The sequence below is a fragment of the Embleya sp. NPDC020630 genome, assembly GCF_044334985.1.
Lineage (GTDB): Bacteria > Actinomycetota > Actinomycetes > Streptomycetales > Streptomycetaceae > Embleya.
Window position 1 is genome coordinate 114,309 of record NZ_JBIRUB010000013.1, and the last position, 22,432, is coordinate 136,740.

Here is a 22,432-nt window from a genome sequence, read left to right on the forward strand (position 1 = left end):
CCACTGTAACCGCCACGGAAGGGCAAAGATGTGGCCTCGATCCCCGGGCGCTCTTGACGGAGATTAGTTAAGGAATTTTACTTAACAAACCGACGGACCCGAGCACTCGGCCGCTGTCCGAAGTCCCTTTCTCCGCACCATCGTTCCGACCCCCGGCGGTCCCCCGGGGGTACCCCTCTGCAGGAGGTCCACGATGAGCGCCGGCCCGAGAACGACCACGCCGGAGGGCGGATTCGTCCGCCGGATCGGCCTGTTCCAGGCGACCGCGATCAACATGAGCCAGATGTGCGGCATCGGGCCGTTCGTCACAATCCCGCTGATGGTCGGCACCTTCGGCGGTCCGCAGGCCATCCTCGGCTTCCTCGCCGGCGCGCTGCTCGCCCTCGCCGACGGCCTGATCTGGGCCGAACTCGGCGCCGCGATGCCGGGCGCGGGCGGCACGTACATCTATCTGCGCGAGGCATTCCAGTACCGCACGGGTCGGCTGATGCCGTTCCTGTTCGTCTGGACGGCCATCCTGTTCATCCCGCTGATCATGTCCACCGGCGTGTTGGGCATGGTGCAGTACCTGCAATACCTGTGGCCCTCGATGTCGCAGACCGAGGGCGACGTCGTCGGCGTCGGCGTGGTGGTGCTCGTGGTGCTGCTGTTGTGGCGGCGGATCGAATCGATCGGGCTGCTCAGCACCATCATGTGGGTGGTGATGCTGATCAGCGTCGGCGCGGTGATCATCGCGTGCTACACCAACTTCGACGCCGACCTGGCCTTCACCTACCCCGACGGCGCGTTCGACATGGGCACCACCGCCTTCTGGCTGGCGTTCGTCGGCGGCCTGAACATCGGCATCTACGACTACCTCGGGTACAACACCACCGCCTACCTGGGCGCCGAGATCAAGAACCCCGGTCGGGTGCTACCGCGTTCGATCGTCTACTCGATCGTGGGCATCATGGGGATCTACCTGATCATGCAGATCGGCGTACTGGGGGTGACCGACACCGACACCATCTCCGGTTCCTCGTCGATCGGTTCGCTGGTCCTGGAGAAGGCGTGGGGCAAGGGCGCGGCGCAGACGGTGACCGTGCTGATCCTGATCACCGCCTTCGCGTCGGTGTTCGCCGGCCTGCTCGGCGGCTCCCGGGTGCCCTTCGACGCGGCCCGCGACCGGGTGTTCTTCAAGCAGTTCGCCCGGCTGCACCCGCGCCATCGGTTCCCGACCGTGGGCCTGGTCACCATGGGCGTGGTGACCGCGGCCGGCTTCCTGATCGGCAACCACACCGACTTCAACACGATCATCGTGCTGCTGACCGCGGTGATGGTGATCGTGCAGGCGGTGTCCCAGGTCGCCGCGCTGATCGTGCTGCGCCGCCGGCAACCCGGGCTGCGCCGGCCCTACCGGATGTGGCTCTATCCGGTTCCGGCCGTGGTCTCCTTGGTCGGTTGGATAGCGATCTTCTGCTACGCGGACAAGAATTCGCCCGACCGGCATCCGATCGAGTGGTCGCTGGCGTGGGTGGCGCTGGGGTGTCTGGCGTTCCTGATCTGGGCGAAGGTGGAGCGGACCTGGCCGTTCGGGCCGAGGGAGATCGACGAGGTGTACTTGAACCGGAACGAGGCGGATGTGGACGGCAAGGTCGATGGGGAGCCGGCACCGGCCGGGGCGGCGGCGAGCGAGGTCGGGCCGGGTGGAGCCGGTGCGACCGGCGGCGGCCTCGCGGAGCCCGCATGAGGGCGGTCGGCGGTGATCGTAATCCCGCCGCCGCCGAGGGATTCGGCGCTCCGGATGCACCCGGCGCTTCCGGAGCGGCCGATGCCTCCGGTGTGGTCGGCGCGAACGGGGTGTATGGCGGCACCGACGCCGCCGGCGCGCTCCGTACCCCGGGCGCACCCGGCACCCTTCCCGCGCCGGAGCGGGTGTTCGCCCGCTCCGGCGCGGGGGTGGGGGAGTCGTTCGTGTGTGGCATCGACTTCGGTGGCACCAAGATCGCGGTGGCGACCGCGCGGCCGGACGGCACGGTGCTGGCCGGCGAACGGCTGGAGACCGACGCCCGCGAGGGCGCCGAGCAGGCGGTGCGGCGTGCGATGCACGCGGCGCGCGACCTGGTCGCGCGGACCGCGGCCGATACCGGCGGGCACTGCTCGGCGGTGGGCGCGGTCAGCCCCGGAATCGTGCTGCCCGACCGGGTGTTGCTCGCGCCCAACGTGCCCGGCTGGCAGGATCTGGCGCTCGCGGCCACCCTGGCCGAGGGATTCGACCTGGACCCCGAGCGGGTCGCGGTCGGCAACGACGGCAAGGCGGCGGCGCTGGCCGAGTCCCGCTGGGGTGCGCTGCGCGGCGCGGATCCGGCGATCCTGCTCACCCTCGGCACCGGGATCGCCGCGGCGATCGTGCTCGGCGGGCGGGTCCTCGCCGGGGCGAACGGCGCGGCGGGCGAGATCGGTTACCTGCTCCGGGACCGCGCGGACGTCGGATTCGGCGCCGGGCGCGCGCCGTTGGAGGAGTACACCGCCGGCAGCGGCCTGGGCAGGCGCGGCGGCGAACTGCTCGGCCACGAGGTGGACGCCGCCACACTGTTCACCGACCCGGATCCGCGCGTACGGGCCCTGGTCGACGAGGCGTTGGACGAACTCGCGGTCCACATCGCGAATCTGGCGATCACGATCGACGCGGAACGCATCGCGATCACCGGCGGCCTGATGCGTTCCGCGCCGCGTGTGCTGGCCGCGCTGCGTGCCCGGATCCGCACCGCCGTGCCCTTCCCGCCGGTGGTCGTCCCGGCCCGCTTCCTCCAGGACGCGTCCCTGCGAGGCGCCCTCTCGCTCGCCACCGAATTGGCCGGCCTGCCGACGGCCACCGCCGGGGCGACCTCCAAAGCCGGGCGACCGTAAGGGGTCGCCTCGGGTCGATACGTGCTCGACGTGCCCGGAATCCGCTCGAATGACGCGGGAATTGCGGACCGGATCGGTCCGGCACGCGGGCCGGGAGCGTACCGAGTGCGCTCGCAATCCGCCCGGTACACGTTCCGAATGCGCCCGGACCGCATTCGGAACGTGTACCGGGCTCGGCCCCAATTCGCCACCGGTGCCGAATTCGGGCGCGGTACAGCGATATGCGCGTCGGAATTCGCCCCCACCCGGACAACGACCGCTCCGAATTCGCCCCGCCCGGTGTGCGATTGCGGCCGATGCCGGGCGACTTCCGCCGGCTCCCGACAACGCCCGCCGCACGTGGGCCCTCGCATCCCGATCGAAATGATCGACCGATAAGACCCTTTCGTCTTGACAAGATGTGCGCCCCACCCGCACCATGCACACGCATACGCGCGCCATGGTCACCGCCTGTGTGCGCAACGGTCGGCGTGTGGCGGCCCATTCGGTGTGCGGGGGTAGGTGCGGATGGCCATCACGGTGGGCGACTACCTGATCGACGAAACGATGCACGACCGGGTCGAGGACCCGCGTACGCTGCCCGACCTGTTCGCCGAGGCCGCCGCCGCGTGGGCCGACGCACCCGCCGTGTCCGACGGGGAACACACCCGGACCTGGCGCGAATGGCGGGCCGAGTCGCACGCGTTGGCCGCCGGACTCCAGGACCTCGGCGTGCGCCCCGGCGACCCCGTGGCGGTGCGGCTGGCCAACTCCTGGGAGTTCCTGCTCGCGCATGTCGCGATCGCCGACCTGGGCGCGGTGATGGTGCCGCTGCATCTGGCCCTGGGCCCGCGCGAACTGCGGTCGTTGCTGGAACGGGTGACGCCCCGGGTCCTCGTGCTGCCGGCCGCGTGGCGCGGTCGGGACGAACCAGGTGACGCGCGTCGAATATCGGCGGGACTGGCCGTCCCCACCCGCCTGTTGGTGACCGGTGAGGTCACCGAGACGCCCGACGTGCGCTCGTTCGCGGCGCTGCTGCGCGCATACGCCGGCCGCCGGCCGCGCCCGGTTCCGGTACGCCCGGAGCAGCCGTTCGTGCTGCTGCCCTCCTCCGGAACCACCTCCACCCGGCCCAAACTCTGCCTGCACAGCCATGCCGGGCTGCTCGCGAACGCCGCGACCGTGGCCCGGGAGGGGCGGGTCCGGGCGGACGACACGATCGTCAGCGCAAGCGCGTTCACCCACCTGTTCGGCCTGTTGTCGGTCCACCTGTCGGTGCTGGTCGGCCATCGTCAGGCGCTGCTCCCCGCCTGGGACGTCGAGACCTTCGCCGATCTGGCCGCCCGGGTCGACGCCACCGTGCTGTTCGCCGTCCCGGCGCAACTGCGCGACGTGGTGGGCCGAACCGGGAGCCACCCGCCGATCCGGCTGCGCGAGGTCCGCACCGGCGGCGCCGCCGTGCCGGGCCGGCTGGTCGCGGAACTGCGTCGCGTCGCCGGGGCCCGCACGATCGTTCAGTGGGGCATGTCCGAACTCGGCGCCGGCACGTACACCCTCCCGGACGATCCACCCGAGGTCGCCGCTCGCAGCATCGGTCGCCCGATACGGGACGCCCGCGTTCGGGTGCTGGACGAGAGCGGTGCGCCGTGCGCGCCCGGCGAGGTGGGCGAACTCCAGTACCGGGGGCCGCATGTGTTCCGGGGCTACCTCGGCGACCCGGAACTCACCCGCGCGGCGATGACCGCCGACGGCTGGTTGCGTACCGGGGACCGGGCCGCGCTCGCCGAGGACGGCACCGTGGTCTTCCACGGCCGGCACGCCGAGTCGATCAACGTCGGCGGGCTGAAGTTCGGCGCCGCCGAGGTCGAGGCGGTGCTCGACGAGCTGCCGCAGTTCGCCACCGTCGCGATCGGCGCCCGCCCGGACGCCCGGCTGGGCGAATATCCGTGCGCAGTCGCCGCGTTGCGCCCGGGTGCCAGGATCGACCTGGACGGGATCCGGGCGCACCTGGCCCGCCGGGAAGTCGCCGAGTACAAGTGGCCGTTGGCGCTGATCGTGGTCGACGAGGTGCCGGTCACCCCGACCGGCAAGATCGCGCGCGGCCGGCTGGCGGAGCTGCTGGCGAGCCGGACCGGCGCGGGGGGCGGCGGCCGGGCTGGGGATGCGGGGGGCCCGACGGGGGCGGGCGGGACGGGGGCGACCGACCTGGACCGGGCGATCTCGGCGGTGGCCGACTCGGACCGCCCAGCGGACTCAGGCGACTCAGGTGACCTGGTCGACCCGACAGACCCTGCCCACCCAGCCGACCCAGCCGACTCGGCCGACCCGGTCGGCCCCGCGACCCCGGCGCCGCGATTAGCCGCCGCGCTCGCCTTGGTCCTCGACCTCACCACGGGCGCGGTCGGTGCCGACCCGGTCGAACCCGTCGCGCCCGACGCCTCGTTCGGCTCGCTCGGCCTTCAGTCGGCGGCCGCGGTGCGGCTGGCCCTGCGCCTGTCGGACGCCGCCGGGATTCCGCTTCCCAGCACTGTGGTCTACGACCACCCGACCCCGCGCGCGCTGGCCCGACACCTGGCCGCCCTCGGCGGCGAGGCGCAACCCGAGGACACCGTCGTGCCGCAGCCGGCCGCCGGAGACGACGACGAACCCCTGGTGATCGTCGGGATGGGCTGCCGCTTCCCCGGTGGGATCGTCTCCCCGGCCGACCTGTGGCGCGTGCTCGACGAGGGCCGCGACACGATCACCGAATTCCCCACCGATCGCGGCTGGGACGCGGCGAGGCTATACCACCCCGACCCCGACCACCCGGGCACCTCGTACGTGCGACACGGCGGATTCCTCGCCGACGCCGCCGACTTCGACGCCCGCTTCTTCGGCATCGGCCCCGCCGAGGCACTGGCCATGGATCCGCAGCAGCGGCTGCTCCTGGAAACCACGTGGGAGGCCCTGGAGCGGGCCGGCATCGACCCCACGACCCTGCGCGGTACACCCACCGGCGTCTACGTCGGCATGATGGCCCCGGACTACGCGCCCCGCGTCGGCGAGGCCCCGGAGCGCTTCGACGGTCGGCTGCTCACCGGCAACGCCGCGAGTGTGGCGTCCGGCCGGATCGCCTACCAGCTGGGCCTGACCGGTCCGGCGCTCACCGTGGACACCGCCTGCTCGTCGTCGCTGGTCGCCCTGCACCTGGCCGGCCAGGCGCTGCGCCGCCGCGAGTGCACGCTGGCCGTGGTGGGCGGGGTGACCGTGATGGCCGGCCCCGGCTCGTTCGTCGAGTTCAGCCGGCAGCGCGCGCTGGCCGCCGACGGCCGCTGCAAGGCGTTCGCGGCGGCGGCGGACGGCGCTGGCTGGGCGGAGGGCGCGGGCGTACTGATCCTGGAACGGCGCTCGGACGCCCGGCGCCTCGGCCATGCCATCCTGGCCGAGTTGCGCGGCTCAGCGGTCAACCAGGACGGCGCGAGCAACGGGCTGACCGCACCCCACGGCGGCGCCCAGGAGCAGGTGATCCACCAGGCCCTGGCCGACGCCGGGCTGACCGCCGACCAGGTGGACGCGGTCGAGGCACACGGCACCGGAACCCCCTTGGGCGACCCGATCGAGGCCCGCGCGATCCTGGCCGGCTACGGCAGCCGGCGCCGCGCGTCCGCTCCGCTCTGGCTGGGCTCGATCAAGTCGAACCTGGGCCACACCCAGGCCGCCGCCGGGATCGCCGGGGTGATCAAGACGGTACTGGCACTGCGCCACGGCATGCTGCCCCGCACGCTCCACGTGGAGGCGCCGACCCCCCACGTCGACTGGTCGAGCGAGACGGTTCGGTTGCTGACCGCCGCGACCCCGTGGCCGAGGTCCGCCTCCCGCCCCCGCATCGCGGGTGTATCGGCGTTCGGGATCAGCGGCACCAACGCCCATGTACTGGTGGCGGAGGCAGATGCGGCCGACGACGCGCCGGACGCACGCCCCGCCGCGCCGGGCCGGCCCGTGCCCTGGGTCCTGTCCGCGAAGACCCCGGCAGCGCTGCGGGTACTCGCCCAACGGCTGGCCGATCACCCCACCGTCCGGGCCGACTTCGCGCCGGCCGCCGTCGGCCACACCCTTGCCCGCACCCGGACGGGCTTCGAGCACCGCGCCGTCGTGGTCGCCGACGAACCGGCCGCCTATCGGGCCGCGTTGCGCGCGCTCGCCACGGGCGAGGACACGCCGGACCTGGTCGGCGGGAACGCCGGGCCCGTCGGCGAGGCGGTGTTCGTGTTCCCCGGCCAGGGGTCGCAGTGGGCCGGCATGGTCGACGGACTGCTCGCCGAGTCGCCGGAGTTCGCCCGGTCCATGGCCGCCTGCGATGCGGCCCTGGCCGAACACCTGCACTGGTCCCCGCTCGACGTCCTGCGCGGCGCCGCCGACGGTCCGCCGGCGGACGGGGTCGAGGTGATCCAGGCGGTGTTGTTCGCCACGCAGGTCTCGCTGGCCGAACTCTGGCGCGCGTACGGCGTCCGACCCGCCGCCGTGGTCGGGCACAGCCAGGGTGAGGTGGCCGCCGCGTACATATGCGGAGCGTTGTCGCTCGCCGACGCCGCCCGGGTGGTGGCCGTACGGGCCCGGGTGGTGCGCGAACTCGCGGGCGGCGCGATGGCCTCCGTCGCGCTGTCCGCCGACGAACTCCGAGCACGCGCGGAGCTACGGGACGGGCGGGTGAGCATCGCCGCCGTCAACGCGCCGCGTTCGGTGGTGCTCGCCGGGGACGCCCCCGAGGTGGACGCGCTGCTGGCCCAACTGCGGGCCGAGAACGTCCGGGTCGCCCGACTCCCCGTCGACTACGCCTCGCACTCGGCACACGTGGCCGAAGCCGAACACCGCCTGCGCGCCGAACTCGCCGGGATCACCCCGCGCGCCGGGCACACCCCGCTGTACTCCACGGTCGACCCCGGCCGGTTGGACACGCGGAGGATGAACGCCGAGTACTGGTACCGCAATCTGCGCCTGCCGGTCGCGTTCGACACCACCGTCGGCAAGCTGCTCGCCGACGGCCACCGCTGCTTCGTCGAACCCAGTCCGCATCCACTGCTCACCCACGCCGTGCACGAGAGTGCGGAGGCGGCCGGGCGGGACGCGGTGGCCGTGGGCAGCCTGCGCCGAGGCGACGGCGGCATGCGGCGGTTCCTGCTGTCGATGGCCGACGCGTACGTCCAGGGTGTGTCCGTCGATTGGCGGTCGCTCTGCCCCGGACAGGCCCGGGACCTGGTCGAGTTGCCCACCTACCCGTTCCGGCGGGAGCGGTACTGGTTGCCCGACACGTCGACGCCCGCCGCTCCTTTGTCGCGCACGCCCGACCCACCCGCCGAGGCCGACACCGCCGGAACCGCCGACCGTATCCGCGCCCTCCCGGAAGCCGAGGGCCGGATCGCCGTGTCGGACCTGGTCCGGCGGATCGCCGCCGACGTGATCGGATATCCCGACGCCGACGAGATCCCGGCCGATCGCGCCTTCCAGGAACACGGGTTCGACTCGCTCGCCGCAACCCTCCTGCGCCGCCGGCTGACCGACCTGCTCGGTGTCCGGCTGCCCACCGGAGTCGTGTTCGACCTCCCCACCCCGGCCCGACTCGCCGACTACGTCTGGACCCGGGTCGTGGACGCCGCTCCGCCCGTCGCGGCGTCCACCGAACTGCCGGACGCACTGGCCGGATTGGTGCGGCGAGCCTGCGCGGACGGGCAGGCCGCCGTCGCCTTGGACATCCTCGCGAGCGCGTCGCGACTGCGACCCGCCTTCGACGCGGCCGGCGCGCCCGCGCACGCCTCGATCGGCCGCACCCGGGCCCGGGGCGAGGCGCGCCCGGAACTTGTCTGGCTGCCCTCGGTGTTGCCGATGAGCGGGCCGCACGAGTACGCCCGCCTCGTGGCCCACTGGGCCGGCGTGCGTACGGTCCACATCCTGTCCCAACCGGGCTTCCTGGCCGGCGAACCGCTGCCGCGCGACCTGGACGCCCTCGTCGCGGCACACGTCGCGGGTCTGGAACGCCGCGACGGTTCGGCTCCGTTCGTGGTGTGCGGCCACTCCTCCGGCGGCCTGATCGCCCACGCGGTGGCGGGTCGTCTGGAGGCGCTCGGCCGGCCGGCCGAGGGGGTGGTCCTGCTCGACACCTCCCGACCGGATCCCGAACTCCTCGCCACGGCGCTGCCGACGATCCTCGCCGCGCCCCGGGCCGGGTCCGGGGCGGACGCCGACTCCTGGATCGACGCCCGCCCCGAGGTCGCCGACCCGATCGACGCCGGCCCGACCCGGCTCACCGCGACCGGCGCCTACCTCCGCATCCTGACCGCCCGGCAACCGGAGCCGATCGGCACGCCCACGCTGCTGCTCCGGGCCGAACGACCGCTCGCCGGGGCCGCCGACTGGGCGCTCCCGCACACCCGGGTGGACGTGCCCGGTGACCACTTCTCGGTGCTCGACGCGCACGCCGGACCGGTGGTCGCGGCGGTCGAATCCTGGCTGCTCCGGCTCCCGCTCGACGCGGCAGATCGGTGACCACCCCCGTCCGCACCCCGTCCGCCCGTCGTACCACCGCACCGCCGGCCCCCGGCGTCGTGCGGCCACCCCTTGTGTCAGGAGCCACCCGGATGACCGAGCACGCCCGGCGAACAGCCATGGGGAACACCCCCGTTGCGCCCACCGAGCCCGCCTTCCCCGACCCCGCCAAGCTGTTCGCCGACGTGCTCTTCGATCCGCCGGCGGGGCCCGACGCGGCGATCGCCGGGCCGGTCCGGGACGCGCTGACCTACCGCCGGGTGCGGTGGCTGCACGAGCGCATATCCGGCGATGATCCGCTCCTGCACCATCCGGCGTACCTGCGCGAACTGCTCGAACTCGCCGCGATCGTCGACCCGAGCGTGTTCCACGTGATGTTCCTGCACCACTGCATGACCCTCGGCCCCGCGCTGGACTTCGGGGCGAGCCCCGAGGACATCGCCGAACTGGCCCTCGGCCCCACGATCGGCGCCGCGCTGATGACCGAGGTGGGCCGGGGCAACAGCTCGGCCGGCATCCGCACCGAGGCGGTCTGGGACCCGGTGGGTGAGACGTTCGACCTGCACACCCCGGACGCCGGGGCGAGCAAGTACCCGCCCAACGTGGGCCTTTCCGGTGCGCCCCGAGTGGCGGTCGTCGGCGCGCGGATCGTGGTGGACGGCATCGGCCGGGGCACCGGGCTGTTCCTGGTGCCGCTGCGGGACGAGGTCGGCCCGTGCCCGGGGGTGGTGATCACGCCGCGACCGCCGACCGGTCTGCTGCCGCTGGACTACGCGGCCGTACGCTTCGACCACGTCCGGGTGCCCGCCGACCGCTGGTTGCGCGACGGGGCCACGATCACCGTGCCGGACGGCCATCACGACCCGCTCGACCCGGCGGCCCGCAGCCGGCGCAGCCAGGGCCAGAGCAGGTTCGCGTGGGGAGCGATCGCCACCGGGATGGCCGCCGTCACGCGCGCCGCGACCGCGATCGCCCTCGCCCACGCCCACCGGCGCCGCACGGTCGGCCCCTTCGATCCGCAAACCCCGGCGCTGGCCCACCGCAACCAGCAGCGCGCACTGTTCGGCGCCCACGCGGCGGCCTTGACCGCGACGGTGCTGGCCCGCCGGGCGACCGACCTGTGCTGGCGGTTGCCGGTGCACCGGGGGGCCGATCGGGGTCTGCCCCCGGCCACGATGCGCACCGCCTCGCTGCTCAAGGTGACCACCGATCGACTCGCCGAACAGGCCGTGTCGCGCTGTCGGCGGGCGAGCGGCGCGTTCGGCTTCTTCGCGGAGAACCGGCTGATCGACTACCAGGGCCTGGCGATGGCCTTCAACGCGGCGGGCGGCGACAACCAGTTGATCCTCCTCGACGCGGGCTGGTCGATGGCGACCGGCGTCGACTACGAGCCCTCGGCAGCCCCCGACGACGCCGACGCTCCCGACGCCCCGGGCCGCGCCACCGCGCCCCTCGAACGCGCCGGCTGGGCCGGCCTGTTCCGCGCCCGTGAGCGACTGCTGCACGAAGAACTCGTCGAGCGGCTGCGGATCGGCGCGAAGCGGGGGATCGACCCGTTCGTCCTCCGCAACGACTGCGCCGATGCCGCCGAGCGCCTGGGCGAGGCGCACGCGGCGCGGATCACCGTCGAGGCGCTGATCCACGACGCCCGCCCGACGTTCGGGCACCGCGTACCCGAGCCGGTGCTCGACGACCTGTGCCTGGTCCGGGTTCTGGAGGAAGTCGCCGCGCACGACGGCTGGTTCCTGGCCGCCGGTCTGCTCAGCGCCGACGAGGTCCGCGCCCTGTCGGCCCGGATCGACGCCGCCTGCGCCCGACTGGCGCCGCACGCCCGGGCGTTGGTCGACCTGCTGGACGTACCGCCGCACCTGGTCCGGGGCGCCCTGGCCGGGGACGACCCGATCGGCGACCTGACGACGTGACGCCCCGCCGCCCCCGGATCCGCCTCCCCGGACGCCACCCTCCTGACTCCCCATCCCTCCACAGGGCGCCCCGCCCCGACCCGCGCACCCCCGCCGGGCCGTTCGGGACGCGCGCGCACCACCTCTCGGACCACGGACAAACGGAGCTTCGATGAACCCTGCACCTTCGACGGCCGTCCCGACCGGGATCGCCCCCGAGTACCTGTCCGATCCGGACGCCGACCGTATCCGCGCGTTGATCGACCACGTGTGCGGACACGGCGCGGCGGACATTCTCCGGGCCGCGCTGCCGCCGGGAGTTCCCGACGCGGTCGTGGACATGGTGTCCCGGCACTGCCGCTTCGACCACGCCGCGTTGCTCGTCTTCCCGGAGCGGCTCGGCGACCTGCTCGACCGACTGCCGCACTGGGGATTACGCACCACAGAGGTCGTGCCCAGCACCGTCGTTCGCAACCGCATCGCCGAACGCCTCGGCCTGCGCGCGGAATCGGTCGACGTACACATCGTGCGCTGCTCGCTGCCCGGCGACGGGGTCGCCGCCTGCGAGGGCCGCAACCTCGAACTGTTCGCCGTGGCACCGGTCCCGGGAGCCGACTTCGCCCGACTACGGGCCGAGGAGCGCGTCCGCAACGGCGAGACGCACTTCGCCTTCCGCGTGGTCGAGCCGACTCCGGTCACCCTCCTGGATCTGCACGACCTGCTCGTGTCCCGGGACGAGGTACTGCGGGACGGCGGCGGCTTCAATCCGCACGAGGACACCTTCGTGCTGTACTTCCGCAGCACCGGTGAACCGGCCTCGGACCGCTGGCCGCGCCGCCTGGAGATCCTGGCCACCGGTTCGTATCCCGAGGTGCTGCGGCGCCACGCGGCTCCGAACCCTGCGTCCGGTCGGGCCGGTTCGCCGGCGCACGAGGATCCGCCGCGCGAGGACCCGACCCGGGAGATGTTGCACCTGGTCACCGGCGCCTGGGTGACCCAGGCGATCGGTGTCGCGGCACGGCTGGGCCTGGCCGACCGCCTCGGCGACGGGTCACGGTCGGTGGCCGAGCTGGCCGAGGCGGCGGGCGCCGAACCGGACCGCCTGGGGCGGCTGATGCGCCTGCTGGCCGGGCACGGGGTGTTGCGGGTCGAGGCGGACGGACACTACCGGCTCACCGAGCGCGGTGCGCTGCTGCGCACCGATCGGGACGGATCATTGGCCGCGCTGGCGGACCTGTACAGCGGCCTGTTCTTCACGTCGTATCTCGGCCTGGAACACACGGTGCGCACCGGCGAGGACGCGTTCACCCGGGTGCACGGCCGGGAGTCGTTCGAGTATTTCGCCGAACACCCGGACGAAGCCCGGCTGTTCCGGGAGGCGATGGCGTTCGGCACGATCGTCTTCGATGCGGTGCCGGCCGCCCTGGACCTGCCGCCGGCCGCGACGGTGGTCGATGTCGGGGGCGGCGACGGGGAGTTGCTCCTACGCGTGTTGCGCGAGCACCCGACCGCGTGCGGGGTGCTCTTCGAGCGGGGGCATGTGGTCGACGCCGCCCGGGAGTTGCTCGCCGCATCGGTCGCCGAGGACCGGTGCGATCTGGTGGTCGGCGACTTCTTCACCGATCCGCTGCCCGGCGGCGGAGACGTGTACCTGCTGGCCCGGATCCTGCACGACTGGGCGGACGCCGAGTGCCTGGTCGTGTTGCGGGCGCTGGCCCGGGCGATGCCGGTCGACGCACGCCTGGCGATCGTCGAACGGCCGATCGTCGAGGCGGGCGGGTCGGTGTTGCCGCTGCGCTTCGACATCCAGATGATGACCAACGCCCGGGGCCGCGAGCGCACGGTGGCGGAGTATCGCGCGTTGCTGGCCGAGGGCGGCTTCGAACTGCTCGACCTGCGACCGCTGCCGCTGGACATGGCGGTACTCACCGCCCGACCGCGTCTTACGCAGGAGTAGGCACCCGGCGCACGTGCAGGAAGCGGGCGTGCAACGGTGCCGTGCTCCCGACCACGGTCGGGAGCACGGCACCGGCCACTGCTGTCACTGCTGTGCGATGCTCACCCGGGCGCCGCCGCGGCCGGGTCGCGCGATCAGTTCGGGCGGGTCGCGCCGGCGATCGGCATGGTGTTGATCGAGGCGATCTCCACCGGCTTGCGCGAGTTGGCGGCGTGCACCATCTTGCCGTCGCCGATGTAGATGCCGACGTGGCTGATGCCCGAGTAGAAGAACACCAGGTCGCCGGGCTGCAGGTTGGCGATCGACACGTGCGGGTCGGCGGCGAACTGGTCGTTGGTCACGCGCGGCAGCGAGATGCCCGCCGCCTTGTACGCGGCCTGGACCAGACCCGAGCAGTCGTACGCGTTCGGGCCGGTGGCGCCGTACACGTACGGCTTGCCGACCTGCGCCTTGGCGAAGGCGACGGCCTGGAGGGCCTTGCTCGACGCGTTCGAGGAACCGCCGGTGGGCGCCTGGTTGCCCTTCGAGCCGCCGGTGGCGGGCTTGGCGGCGGGCTTGGCCGCGACGTCGACCGACGGCTTGCTCGTCGGCTTCGGCGCGGTCTTGCCCGTGACCGTGGTCTTCGGCTGGACCTGGATGCTCGGCTTGGCCGGGGCCTCCGCCTTGGGCTGCGCGGGCGCCGAGCCGGTCAGCCGCAGGGTCTGGCCGATCTCGATCAGGTCCGGGCCGGACGGGAGCACGTCGCGGTTGAGCTGGTACAGGCTCTGCCAGCCGCCGGAGACCTTGTTGGTCAGCGCGAGCTGGGACAGCGTGTCACCGGCCTGGACCAGGTAGCGGGCCTTGTCCGCGGCGGTGGTGGCCGCGGGCGCGGCGACCTCGGCCTGGACCGGGGCACTGTCGACCGCGGCGGTCGGCGTGGCCGACAGCACGGCGGAGGCGCCGGTGGGGGCCTGGTCGGTGGTGGGGACCTGTGCGTGGGCCGCACCGGCGCCGGCGACCGGGATGACGGCTCCCATGCCGGCGATGCCCACCGCCGCGACGAAGCGGCGGACGTTGGCGGGGCGGGCGGCTCGGTGGCGAGCGTTTGCGGACAGCATGAAATGGGGTCCTCTCCTGTCGCCTACGAGGTGAGCTGTCGGATTCGGACTGGAGCAGCCCGGTCGCTTCACGCGACTTCACCCCTAGCCGTCACCGGAACGATCCCGGCCACGGCGATTCACCTGGTTCCCCCGCTCCCGTCGGATTCTTCGCTGTAGACATCCCGCTGCCGGCGACGGGATTCGGCGTACCGGCGGCAGGGTTCACCCGAAAGGTGAATCGGCGAGAAAGGTAGGCAATGCGATGGGGAGATCACAACCGAATCGCAGACTTTGCGCGGAGCGTAAAGGCGGAATAAAGGTGACATCTCGGCCGGCTTCGGTCGGAAGCACCCGCGATGACGAGGGCATATCTCGGAGAGTGGCGTGACGGAGCGGTAACGGAAAATAGTCGAGATCCGTCGCCGGCCACCGAAAATGAATTGCAACCCGAAGTCGGCTATATAATTTATGTCCGTTTTATCCATGCGGGCTACATCACATTCCGGGCATCGGGTCGGCCCGCACCCCGCACCCGCACCCCGGCAGAGGGGTTTCCACCGGACAAACGTGCGGGGAGCCGTCACTGTGGTGCGTACCGCCGCCGCGAGGACGCCCTGATCCGCCTGGCCGTCTTCGGTCCGGAAGCCCTCCCGGACCCGGCCCTGCGCACGGCCCTGATGCCGCCCCCGGCGCAGCCCACGCCGGGCTGACGCGGGGGCGGGGTGGAATCAAGCCGTGTGAACAAGATGTTCAACATGAGTCATGCGACATGATCCATTGACATCGATCCGTGCGTCTCGGCATGCTGTGACCATGTCTTCGACTGCGGACACGCCCGTGACCCCCGAATCCCACGACCCCTTCACCGCGCCCGACCCCGAGCAGGCGCGGGCCCGGCGCGTACACGCCTCCCTGTTCCGGATCGCTGAGCGGCACGCGGCCACCGACGAGCAGCGCGCGCGGCAGGTGAACCCGTACATGCTCGGCCCGCACGAGGCGATCCGGCTGGTGTCGTTCCTGCTCAGCGGTATCGCGCAGCCCGCCGACGGCGAGCCGGCGGTCGACCACGCCGACATCACCGCCGCGCTGAGCCTGATCCCGATGGCCAGGGGCGAGATGGACGACCTGGAGGCGGGGCTCCTCCGAATGGCCCGGGGGCGCGAGATGACCTGGCAGGAGATCGCCTTCGGTCTGGGCCTGGGCACCCCGCAGGCGGCCCGCCAGCGCTACGAACGCCTGCTCGGCCGCACCACCCCCGAGCCGGAGGACGACCCGGCCGCTCGGGCCTGAACGCGCGCGGGTCGGCTCGCAACACCCACCGGGTCAGCCCGCGAAGACCTCGACCAGGGACCAGATCGCCAGGCCGAGCATGCACACCCCGCCGATCCGCTGCACGGTCTGCAGCGGCATGCGCTTGGCGATGAACCGCCCGGCGAGCAGCGCCAGCGCGGACACCGACATCAGCGCCGCGACCGAGCCGATCGCGGTGGACCAGGTGCCGTTGGTGGCGGCCAGGTTGGCGGTGGTGATCTGGGTCAGGTCGCCCCACTCGCTGATGAACACGGCCATGAAGGCGGTCGAGAACACCGCCCGGAATCCGGTGATCCGCGCCCCGCCGCCGTCCGCGTCCTCATCGTCGGCACCACCGCGCAGCAGCATGAACGCGCCGAAGCCGAACAGCGCTGCGGAGACGAGCTTGACGATCCAACCGGGCAGCAGGCCGAGCAGGCCACCCGCGCCCACGGCGAGCGCGACATGCACGGCGAACGCGGTCGAGGTACCGAACCAGACGTAGAGCGGGCGCATGCGGGTGCCCATGGCGAGCGACGCGAACATGGTTTTGTCCGGGAGCTCGGCGAGGAAGATCAGCCCGAAGGCGGTCAGGATCGCCAAAAGGTCGAGGTGCATTCCGGGTGGCTTTCTGCGAGAGCCGGGCCCCGGGTCTTCACGAAGCGCCGCTCGGCGGATTGGAGGACCACTCGGCCCGGCACGACGGGGTGCGTCCGCGAGATTCGCGGACGCGTCGTTGCCTGGCCGAAGGTCTCGCCCACCCGTGATGATCGGGCCCGGCCACCGGGAGCCCGAGGGCTCCAGCATGTCGACGACCGGTTTGCGGGGCTACTCCCCTTCGCTGGCTGCGACCCTACCGCATGCGTACGACCCGCCCGAGCATCGCCGCGCGGGCCCGGGTCCGGCTCACGATGCCAGGCAGCGGGCCAGCGACCAGCGCAGTTGCTCCTCGTCCAGCGGCGTGCCCAGGGTCAACACCTGCAACATCGTGCCGTCCAGGAGCGTGACCGCCGCCGCCGCGGCGGGTGATCCGAACCGATCGGCCAGGAAGCCGCCGATCCCCTCGACCCACGCCCGCGCGAAACCGCGCAGCTCGGGACTGCGCGCCGCGGCCAGATACAACTCGTACTCGACCAGCGCCCGAGGGCGGTCCGCGAGGTATTCGGCGGTCAGCGTGGTGAGCACGCCGGGCACGTCGTCGCTGCCCCGGATCCGCGCCGCCCAGTCGTCCACCATCCGCACCGTCTCCGCCGACGCGTACTCCAGCGCCGCGGCGACCAGGTCGTCGAGCGACGCGAAGTAGTACGTGGTCGCCCCCAGCGGGACCTCGGCCCGCGCCGCGACCAGGCGGTGCGTGGTGTTGCCGACGCCCACCTCGGCGATGGCCTGGACGGCGCCGCGTACGATCCGCAACCGGCGACCCTCCGGATCCCGGCTCGCGGTCAATGCGCACCACCCAGGTTCAGCACCACCACGCCCGCGATCACCAGGGCCATCCCGAACGCCTTGAGCAGCGTCATCGGCTCGTTCAGGAACACCGCGCCGACCAGGGCGATCGCCACCGTCCCGAGCCCCGACCAGATCGCGTACGCCGTGCCCACCTGCAACTGGCGCAGCGAGAGCGTCAGGAGGTAGAAGGCGCCGGCATAGCCGCCCAGGCAGGCCAGCGTCGGCCACAGCCGGGTGAAGCCGTCGGTGCTCTTGAGCAGACTGGTCGCGATCACCTCACACGAGATCGCCAACCCCAGGAACAACCAGGCCATGTGCCCTCCCCACCGAGTTGTACAGATGTACAAGTACAAATGTACTGGAGCGGGGTGTGCGGTCGCCGGCCCCCGGCGGGCCTGGTCGTGGTGGTGGGTAGGCTGCGCCGATGCCCACCGAACGGCCCGAACGGCTCGATCCGCGCCGGTGTGCGACGGCTGCCCGGTTGGCCGGGTGTGCCGTGGCGCTCCCCCCGTCCGTCGGCCGGACCCGGTTGATCGTGGTGGACGGGATCGGCGGCTCGGGCAAGACCACGTTCGCCGACAGGCTCGCCGCGCACCTGCCCGGCGCGCCCGTGGTGCGGTTGGACGACTTCGCCCGGCCCGGCGACTTCTTCGGCTGGCTGCCGCGGTTGCGCGAGCAGTTGCTGGCGCCGCTGGCCCGGCACGAGCCGGCGCGGTGCGGCATCTACGACTGGCCCGCCTATCGGATCGGCGGCTACCGCGAGATACCGGCCGCCCCGGTGGTGATCCTGGAGGGCGTCGGCGCGGCCCGCCGGGAACTCGAAACGGTCACCGCGCTGCGCGTCCTGGTCGACACCCCGGCCGAGGTTGCCGCCGCCCGCACGCTGGAGCGCGACGGGCCCGGGCTCGCCTGGTTCTGGCGGTTGTGGCGCACCGCCGAGGCCGCGCACCTGGCCGCCGACCGTCCGTGGGAGCGCCCCCATGTGCGCGTCGACGGCACGAGTGGCCGGCTCGTGCCGCCCGGATCGCCCGCCTCAGCAGCCGAGGCCGTCGCCTGATCCGGGTGAGCCCGCCGCCCCGGGGGAGTGGGCGGCGGGCTCGATCGGGCTACTTGCGGGCCAGTCGGCGGGCGGCGGTGTCCATCGCCTGGGCCCGGCGGTCCTCGGCCAGGTCGGTGATCTCCTCCGGGCTGGTGGTGTTCGCCCGCGCGTACTCCTCCGCCATCGCCTGCGAACTCGACCAGCCGCGCCAGTAGTTCTCGGTCCGGCTGAGCCCGGAGCCGTGTTCGAGGGCGGCGGTGTCGGCGGCCAGGGCGTGGGCCGTGTAGATGTCCATCATCCGGCCGGCGGGAACGCCGACGTGCGGGATGTAGCTCAGGATCTGCGCACTCGCGAGGGTCTGGTACTTGCGGTTCCAGGTCGCCTCGGTGACCCCCGCCTCGCGCGCCGCCACGATCGACTCGTCGCGCAGACCGTCCATCGTGCCCAGCGCGTTGAACGCCTGCCGGGCCTCGACGTCCATCGCCGGCAGCGCCCCCGGCGCCTTGACCACCGGGTGTGCGGCCAGCACGCCGGCGGCGTGTTCGACGGTGGCGCCGTGCATCACCGCGAACGCCTCGGGGTCGTTGCCCGCGCCGGTGATCACCCGCATCAGGTCCCGGTCGTGGAACATCGCCCCGTTCTGCCCGTCCCTGGCGACCAGTTGGTCGTACACGCCGTCGCCCATATAGGACGCGACCATGTTGCCCACGCTGTCCCGCAGGTTGGCCGCGAACTTGCCGCGCAGGCCGTCGTCGCCGCCGAGCGTGGCGGCCGTGTCCCGCATGATCTGCCGCATCGTCTCGTCGTGCGGGGGATGCGGGCCGCCGGGCGGTCCGTAGCCACCGCCGGGCGTCTGTCCGGTCGAGGCGGCCTCCAACGCCCGGCCCAACTGGTCGAGTCCGGGCGCGTTGTACCCCTCGGGGATCGGGCCCGCGCCGGCCCAGTCCGGCAACCAGTGCCGCTTGAGCATGTAGCCGACCTCGCCGGGGTGCTTGGCGGGGTCGAAGAAATCCTTCGACGCCTCGGGGTTGTTGCCGAAGGCGGCCATCAGGCCGGTCATCGGGTCCAGCCCCGCCCCGTGTCCGTCGGCGATGTCGAGTCGGAACCCGTTGTACATCGCGCCCGACGGCGTGTTCTTCATCCATACGGCGGGATCGTCCCGCTCCATGGCGCGCATGTCCTGGCCGACCAGGCGCAGGAAATCGGTGTCCTGATGCCCGGTGTCGAGCAGGGTGCCCAGGAGTTGATATCCGTAGGGCCGAAACGAATACAGCCCGATGTCGGTCTTCTCCCGGCCGGCCCGCATGAGTTCGTCCACCCACGCCCGATCGACGTGCGGCCCGGGGCCCTTTCCGGTACCGGCGGCCAGCACTCGACCGAGGTCGGCCTGGATCGCCTTCAGGTCCTCCTGTAAGCCCTTGGGTGCGTCGCCGCCGCCGAGCTTGGCGATCATCCCTGCCAGCCAGAGCGTGCCGCGCGGACCCTGTTGGTTCAGGAACGGGGTACCGAACGCCGGGTCGTCGGCGTTGGCGGCGAGGAGGTTGCGCAGTTCGCCGCGCTCGGCCGGGCTGAGCATCATCAGCCGATTGGCCAGGTCGGTCGCGCGGCGCGCGTCCTGGGCCGGGCCCGCGCCGACCGCCTTGCCGTTGAACTTCTTCGGGTCGTCGCCGCGCGTGTCCGCGTTCAGCGCGAAGGCGGCGCGTTGGTCGGCGGCGGTGGCCTCGGTCAGCGCCCTGCCGATCCGGTCCGCGATGCCCTGCGCCGCCTCCTTGAGCGGTTTGGTCACCGCGTCGTAGTCGTCCGGGGGCAGGTTGTGCGCGTACGACGGCGCGGTCCAGTGCACGCCGCCGCTGTCGTCCACGGTCAACTTCTGGTCGGCCGCGTCGGTGATCGCCTTGGTCAGGTGCTCCTTGGCGGTCTTCAGGTCGCTCGCCGCGTCGAGCAGCACCGTGCGCAGCGCCGCCGCCTCGGTGTGCGCGTCCTCCATCTGGCCGGACATGGCCCGGAGTTCGCCGATCGCGGCGGTGGCCTCGGCGCCCTTCCAGGCGCCGCCGGCGAGCGGGGCGACCACGTCGCGGTCCACGTCGCCGTGCTGGGTGTGCATGCGGTCGGGCAGTGTGGCCCACACCTCGGCCGCGGTGACGAGCGTGCCCAGGTCGACGTCACGCAGGTGGATGAAATCGACCACGTCAGTCTCCGAAGGTCGTGCAGACGGATCCCTCGGTGTTGCGCCATGCGGTTGCCGCGGTGTTCAGGTTCCCGGCCCGGCCGGCGAGGGTGTCGGCGACCGCGATGGTGCGGTCGTGCCACGCGGTGTGCGCGGCGTCCACCGCCTTGGCCAGGTCGAAACCGTCGAGTGCCTTGGTCGCCGGTTCGAGTGCGGTGACGCCCTTGAGGCCGGTGGTGCGGAAGTCCCCCGCGATCTCCCGCAGTCGGCCGGCGGCGGTGTCCAATGTGCCGGGCTCGACATGTACGTCGGGTCCCTGCGGTGCGCAACCCGGGCGCGGGTCGGGCCTGTTCGTGGCGGCGAACGTGCTGCCGTCCACCTTCACCCGGGGCAGCCCCGGATTGAGTATCGAGTCGAAATCGGTTGTCATGCCGTAACCCCCGAGTCACCGATGAGATACGCGCCATACATGCGCGATACACGGCCATCCAAGACCACCGGCTCGCCGTGATCAACCGATCCGTGGACATCGCGGGGGGTGATGCCGGATCGGGACCGCGGGCGGGGAGTCGGCCGATGGGCGCCGATGTTGCGCCGAGCGGGTGGGCCGGGGCGGGGTGGTGGGCGAGGTGCGGGGGGATATGCCGTCCCGGGGTGATCGGATGCGAGAGGCCGGCGCCGGGACGTCCTCGATCGTCCACCGCGCCGGTCCCGCGTCACCCCCGTTCGCCGCCGTCGAGACAAGAGACACGAGACACGAGGAGCCTTCGATGCCCGACTTCGGACCACCGCCCGCGCGCTACGACGACCTGCGGGCACTGTTCGTGAACTGCACCCTCAAACGTTCCCCGGAGGTCAGCAACCCCCAGGGCCTGGTGGACATCAGCCGCGCCATCATGACCCGACACGGGGTCGCGGTCGACGAGTTCCGGGCGGTGGACCACGAGATCGCCACCGGGGTCTGGCCGAACATGCGCGAGCGCGGGTGGCCGAGCGACGAGTGGCCGGAGTTGTACGAGCGGGTGATGGACGCGGACGTCCTGGTCCTGGCCGGGCCGATCTGGCTCGGCGACAACAGCTCGGTGCTCAAGCGGGTGGTGGAGCGGCTGTACGCGTGTTCCAGTCTGCTCAACGAGGCCGGGCAGTACGCCTATTACGGGCGGGTCGGCGGTTGCCTGATCACCGGGAACGAGGACGGCGTCAAACACTGCGCGATGAACGTGCTGTACAGCCTTCAGCACCTCGGCTACACCATCCCGCCGCAGGCGGACGCGGGGTGGATGGGCGAGGCCGGGCCGGGGCCGTCGTATCTGGATCCCGGGTCGGGGGGTCCGGACAACGACTTCACCAACCGCAACACCACCTTCATGACCTGGAATCTGCTGCACCTGGCCCGGCTGCTCAAGGACGCGGGTGGGATTCCGGCGTACGGCAACCAGCGGGCGGGGTGGGACGCAGGGTGTCGGTACGACTTCGAGAATCCGGACTATCGCTGAGGGACGGTCAACTCGGCGGGCCGGACGGGCACGGCGGGTCCGGTGGGCTCGGCAGTACGGCGATCGTGTCCTCGGTCCAGGTGCCGGCCGCGCCCGGGCAGCCGGCGAGGTAGCGGGCGGCGCGCCGGCGGGACCAGCCGTGCGCCTCGCCGAGACCGGCGCTCAGGTGGTGCAGATACGCGGCGGCGGGGGCGTTCCACGGCACGTCGGCGCTGCGGGAAGGCGTGGTCAGGGTGAGTATCGGTAGGCCGTCGGCCGTACCGACGCGGACCACCGTCTCGTAGCGGCCCGGGCCGAGAGTCGCCCGGCCGGTGGTCGCCATGTCGCCGAGGTCGAAGTCGAGGTCGCGCCCGGGGGCGCGGTGCATCTCCTGTGCGGCGAGGTCGGCGAACTGCTCGAGGGTCAGCAGGTATGCCCGGCCGGGTGTGCGACCCGGGTCCAGCGGGTCGTACAGGGCCATTCCGCCGGTCCAGACCTTCGACTCGAGGGCGAAGTACATCCGGCCCGGTATCACCACCGGCCGCGTCGCGCGCGGTGCGGCCGGATCCCGGCATCCCGGATAGTTCCGGACGCCGCCGGGGGGCCGGCCGCCGCGCAGGTAACAGTCGAGCCGGGCGGCGTGCATGTTGGACCCGTACGCGACATACCACACCAGATCGGAACACAC

At 72.5% G+C, this 22,432-nt stretch carries 15 protein-coding genes and 1 riboswitch; of the genes, 8 read left to right on the plus strand and 7 right to left on the minus strand.

The features are described from left to right. Positions 1 to 193 precede the first annotated feature (193 nt). The 5 genes from ACH4XV_RS34130 (at position 194) to ACH4XV_RS34150 (ending at position 13,245) form a co-directional block, all read left to right on the plus strand. A complete protein-coding gene (locus ACH4XV_RS34130) occupies positions 194 to 1,729 on the plus strand; it encodes an APC family permease (RefSeq protein ID WP_395796201.1) in 1,536 nt (511 codons plus the stop codon). Further along, positions 1,726 to 2,889, plus strand: coding sequence for an ROK family protein (locus ACH4XV_RS34135; protein WP_395796202.1), 1,164 nt, complete (start codon positions 1,726 to 1,728; stop codon positions 2,887 to 2,889). The genes ACH4XV_RS34130 and ACH4XV_RS34135 overlap by 4 nt, the downstream gene beginning before the upstream one ends. Positions 2,890 to 3,396: 507 nt before the next feature. Beyond that, entirely contained in the window at positions 3,397 to 9,387 is a 5,991-nt protein-coding gene (locus tag ACH4XV_RS34140) for a beta-ketoacyl synthase N-terminal-like domain-containing protein (RefSeq protein WP_395796203.1), read from the plus strand. A gap of 92 nt (positions 9,388 to 9,479) precedes the next feature. After that, entirely contained in the window at positions 9,480 to 11,309 is a 1,830-nt protein-coding gene (locus ACH4XV_RS34145; RefSeq protein ID WP_395796204.1) for an acyl-CoA dehydrogenase, read from the plus strand. Between the two features lie 151 nt (positions 11,310 to 11,460). Next, positions 11,461 to 13,245, plus strand: a complete 1,785-nt coding sequence (locus ACH4XV_RS34150) for a methyltransferase (RefSeq protein WP_395796205.1) — start codon at positions 11,461 to 11,463, stop codon at positions 13,243 to 13,245. Positions 13,246 to 13,379: 134 nt separating this feature from the next. On the opposite strand, the gene ACH4XV_RS34155 is transcribed toward ACH4XV_RS34150, so the two are convergent. Then, entirely contained in the window at positions 13,380 to 14,342 is a 963-nt protein-coding gene (locus ACH4XV_RS34155; protein ID WP_395796206.1) for an NlpC/P60 family protein, read from the minus strand. Positions 14,343 to 14,348: 6 nt separating this feature from the next. After that, positions 14,349 to 14,505: riboswitch (cyclic di-AMP (ydaO/yuaA leader) on the minus strand. 632 nt (positions 14,506 to 15,137) lie between these two features. Between ACH4XV_RS34155 and ACH4XV_RS34160 the strand changes: the two genes are divergently transcribed. Beyond that, the gene (locus ACH4XV_RS34160; RefSeq protein WP_395796207.1) at positions 15,138 to 15,614 is read left to right on the plus strand and encodes a DNA-binding protein; all 477 of its coding nucleotides are present in this window, start codon (positions 15,138 to 15,140) and stop codon (positions 15,612 to 15,614) included. Between the two features lie 33 nt (positions 15,615 to 15,647). On the opposite strand, the gene ACH4XV_RS34165 is transcribed toward ACH4XV_RS34160, so the two are convergent. From ACH4XV_RS34165 to ACH4XV_RS34175, 3 genes are all read right to left on the minus strand, one after another. Then, positions 15,648 to 16,232, minus strand: coding sequence for a TMEM165/GDT1 family protein (locus ACH4XV_RS34165; RefSeq protein ID WP_126642227.1), 585 nt, complete (start codon positions 16,230 to 16,232; stop codon positions 15,648 to 15,650). A 288-nt stretch (positions 16,233 to 16,520) separates the two neighbouring features. Then, positions 16,521 to 17,027, minus strand: coding sequence for a TetR/AcrR family transcriptional regulator (locus tag ACH4XV_RS34170; RefSeq protein WP_395796208.1), 507 nt, complete (start codon positions 17,025 to 17,027; stop codon positions 16,521 to 16,523). Positions 17,028 to 17,056: 29 nt separating this feature from the next. After that, positions 17,057 to 17,377, minus strand: a complete 321-nt coding sequence (locus ACH4XV_RS34175; RefSeq protein ID WP_380014501.1) for a DMT family transporter — start codon at positions 17,375 to 17,377, stop codon at positions 17,057 to 17,059. Between the two features lie 110 nt (positions 17,378 to 17,487). Here ACH4XV_RS34175 and ACH4XV_RS34180 point away from each other — a divergent pair, with 110 nt between their 5' ends. Beyond that, positions 17,488 to 18,120 (plus strand): uridine kinase, encoded by a 633-nt coding sequence (locus ACH4XV_RS34180; protein WP_395796209.1) that lies wholly within the window; start codon positions 17,488 to 17,490, stop codon positions 18,118 to 18,120. A gap of 49 nt (positions 18,121 to 18,169) precedes the next feature. Here ACH4XV_RS34180 and ACH4XV_RS34185 read toward each other — a convergent pair whose 3' ends face one another. Continuing rightward, a complete protein-coding gene (locus tag ACH4XV_RS34185; protein ID WP_395796210.1) occupies positions 18,170 to 20,290 on the minus strand; it encodes a hypothetical protein in 2,121 nt (706 codons plus the stop codon). A gap of 1 nt (position 20,291) precedes the next feature. Continuing rightward, complete coding sequence (locus tag ACH4XV_RS34190; protein WP_395796211.1) at positions 20,292 to 20,699, minus strand: WXG100 family type VII secretion target; 408 nt, start codon at positions 20,697 to 20,699, stop codon at positions 20,292 to 20,294. Positions 20,700 to 21,039: 340 nt separating this feature from the next. On the opposite strand from ACH4XV_RS34190, the gene ACH4XV_RS34195 reads away from it, so the two are divergent. Then, positions 21,040 to 21,765 carry a flavodoxin family protein gene (locus tag ACH4XV_RS34195; protein ID WP_395796212.1) on the plus strand — a complete coding sequence of 242 codons (726 nt, stop codon included), beginning with the start codon at positions 21,040 to 21,042 and terminating at the stop codon, positions 21,763 to 21,765. A 7-nt stretch (positions 21,766 to 21,772) separates the two neighbouring features. On the opposite strand, the gene ACH4XV_RS34200 is transcribed toward ACH4XV_RS34195, so the two are convergent. Beyond that, the gene (locus tag ACH4XV_RS34200) at positions 21,773 to 22,432 is read right to left on the minus strand and encodes a histone deacetylase (protein WP_395796213.1); all 660 of its coding nucleotides are present in this window, start codon (positions 22,430 to 22,432) and stop codon (positions 21,773 to 21,775) included.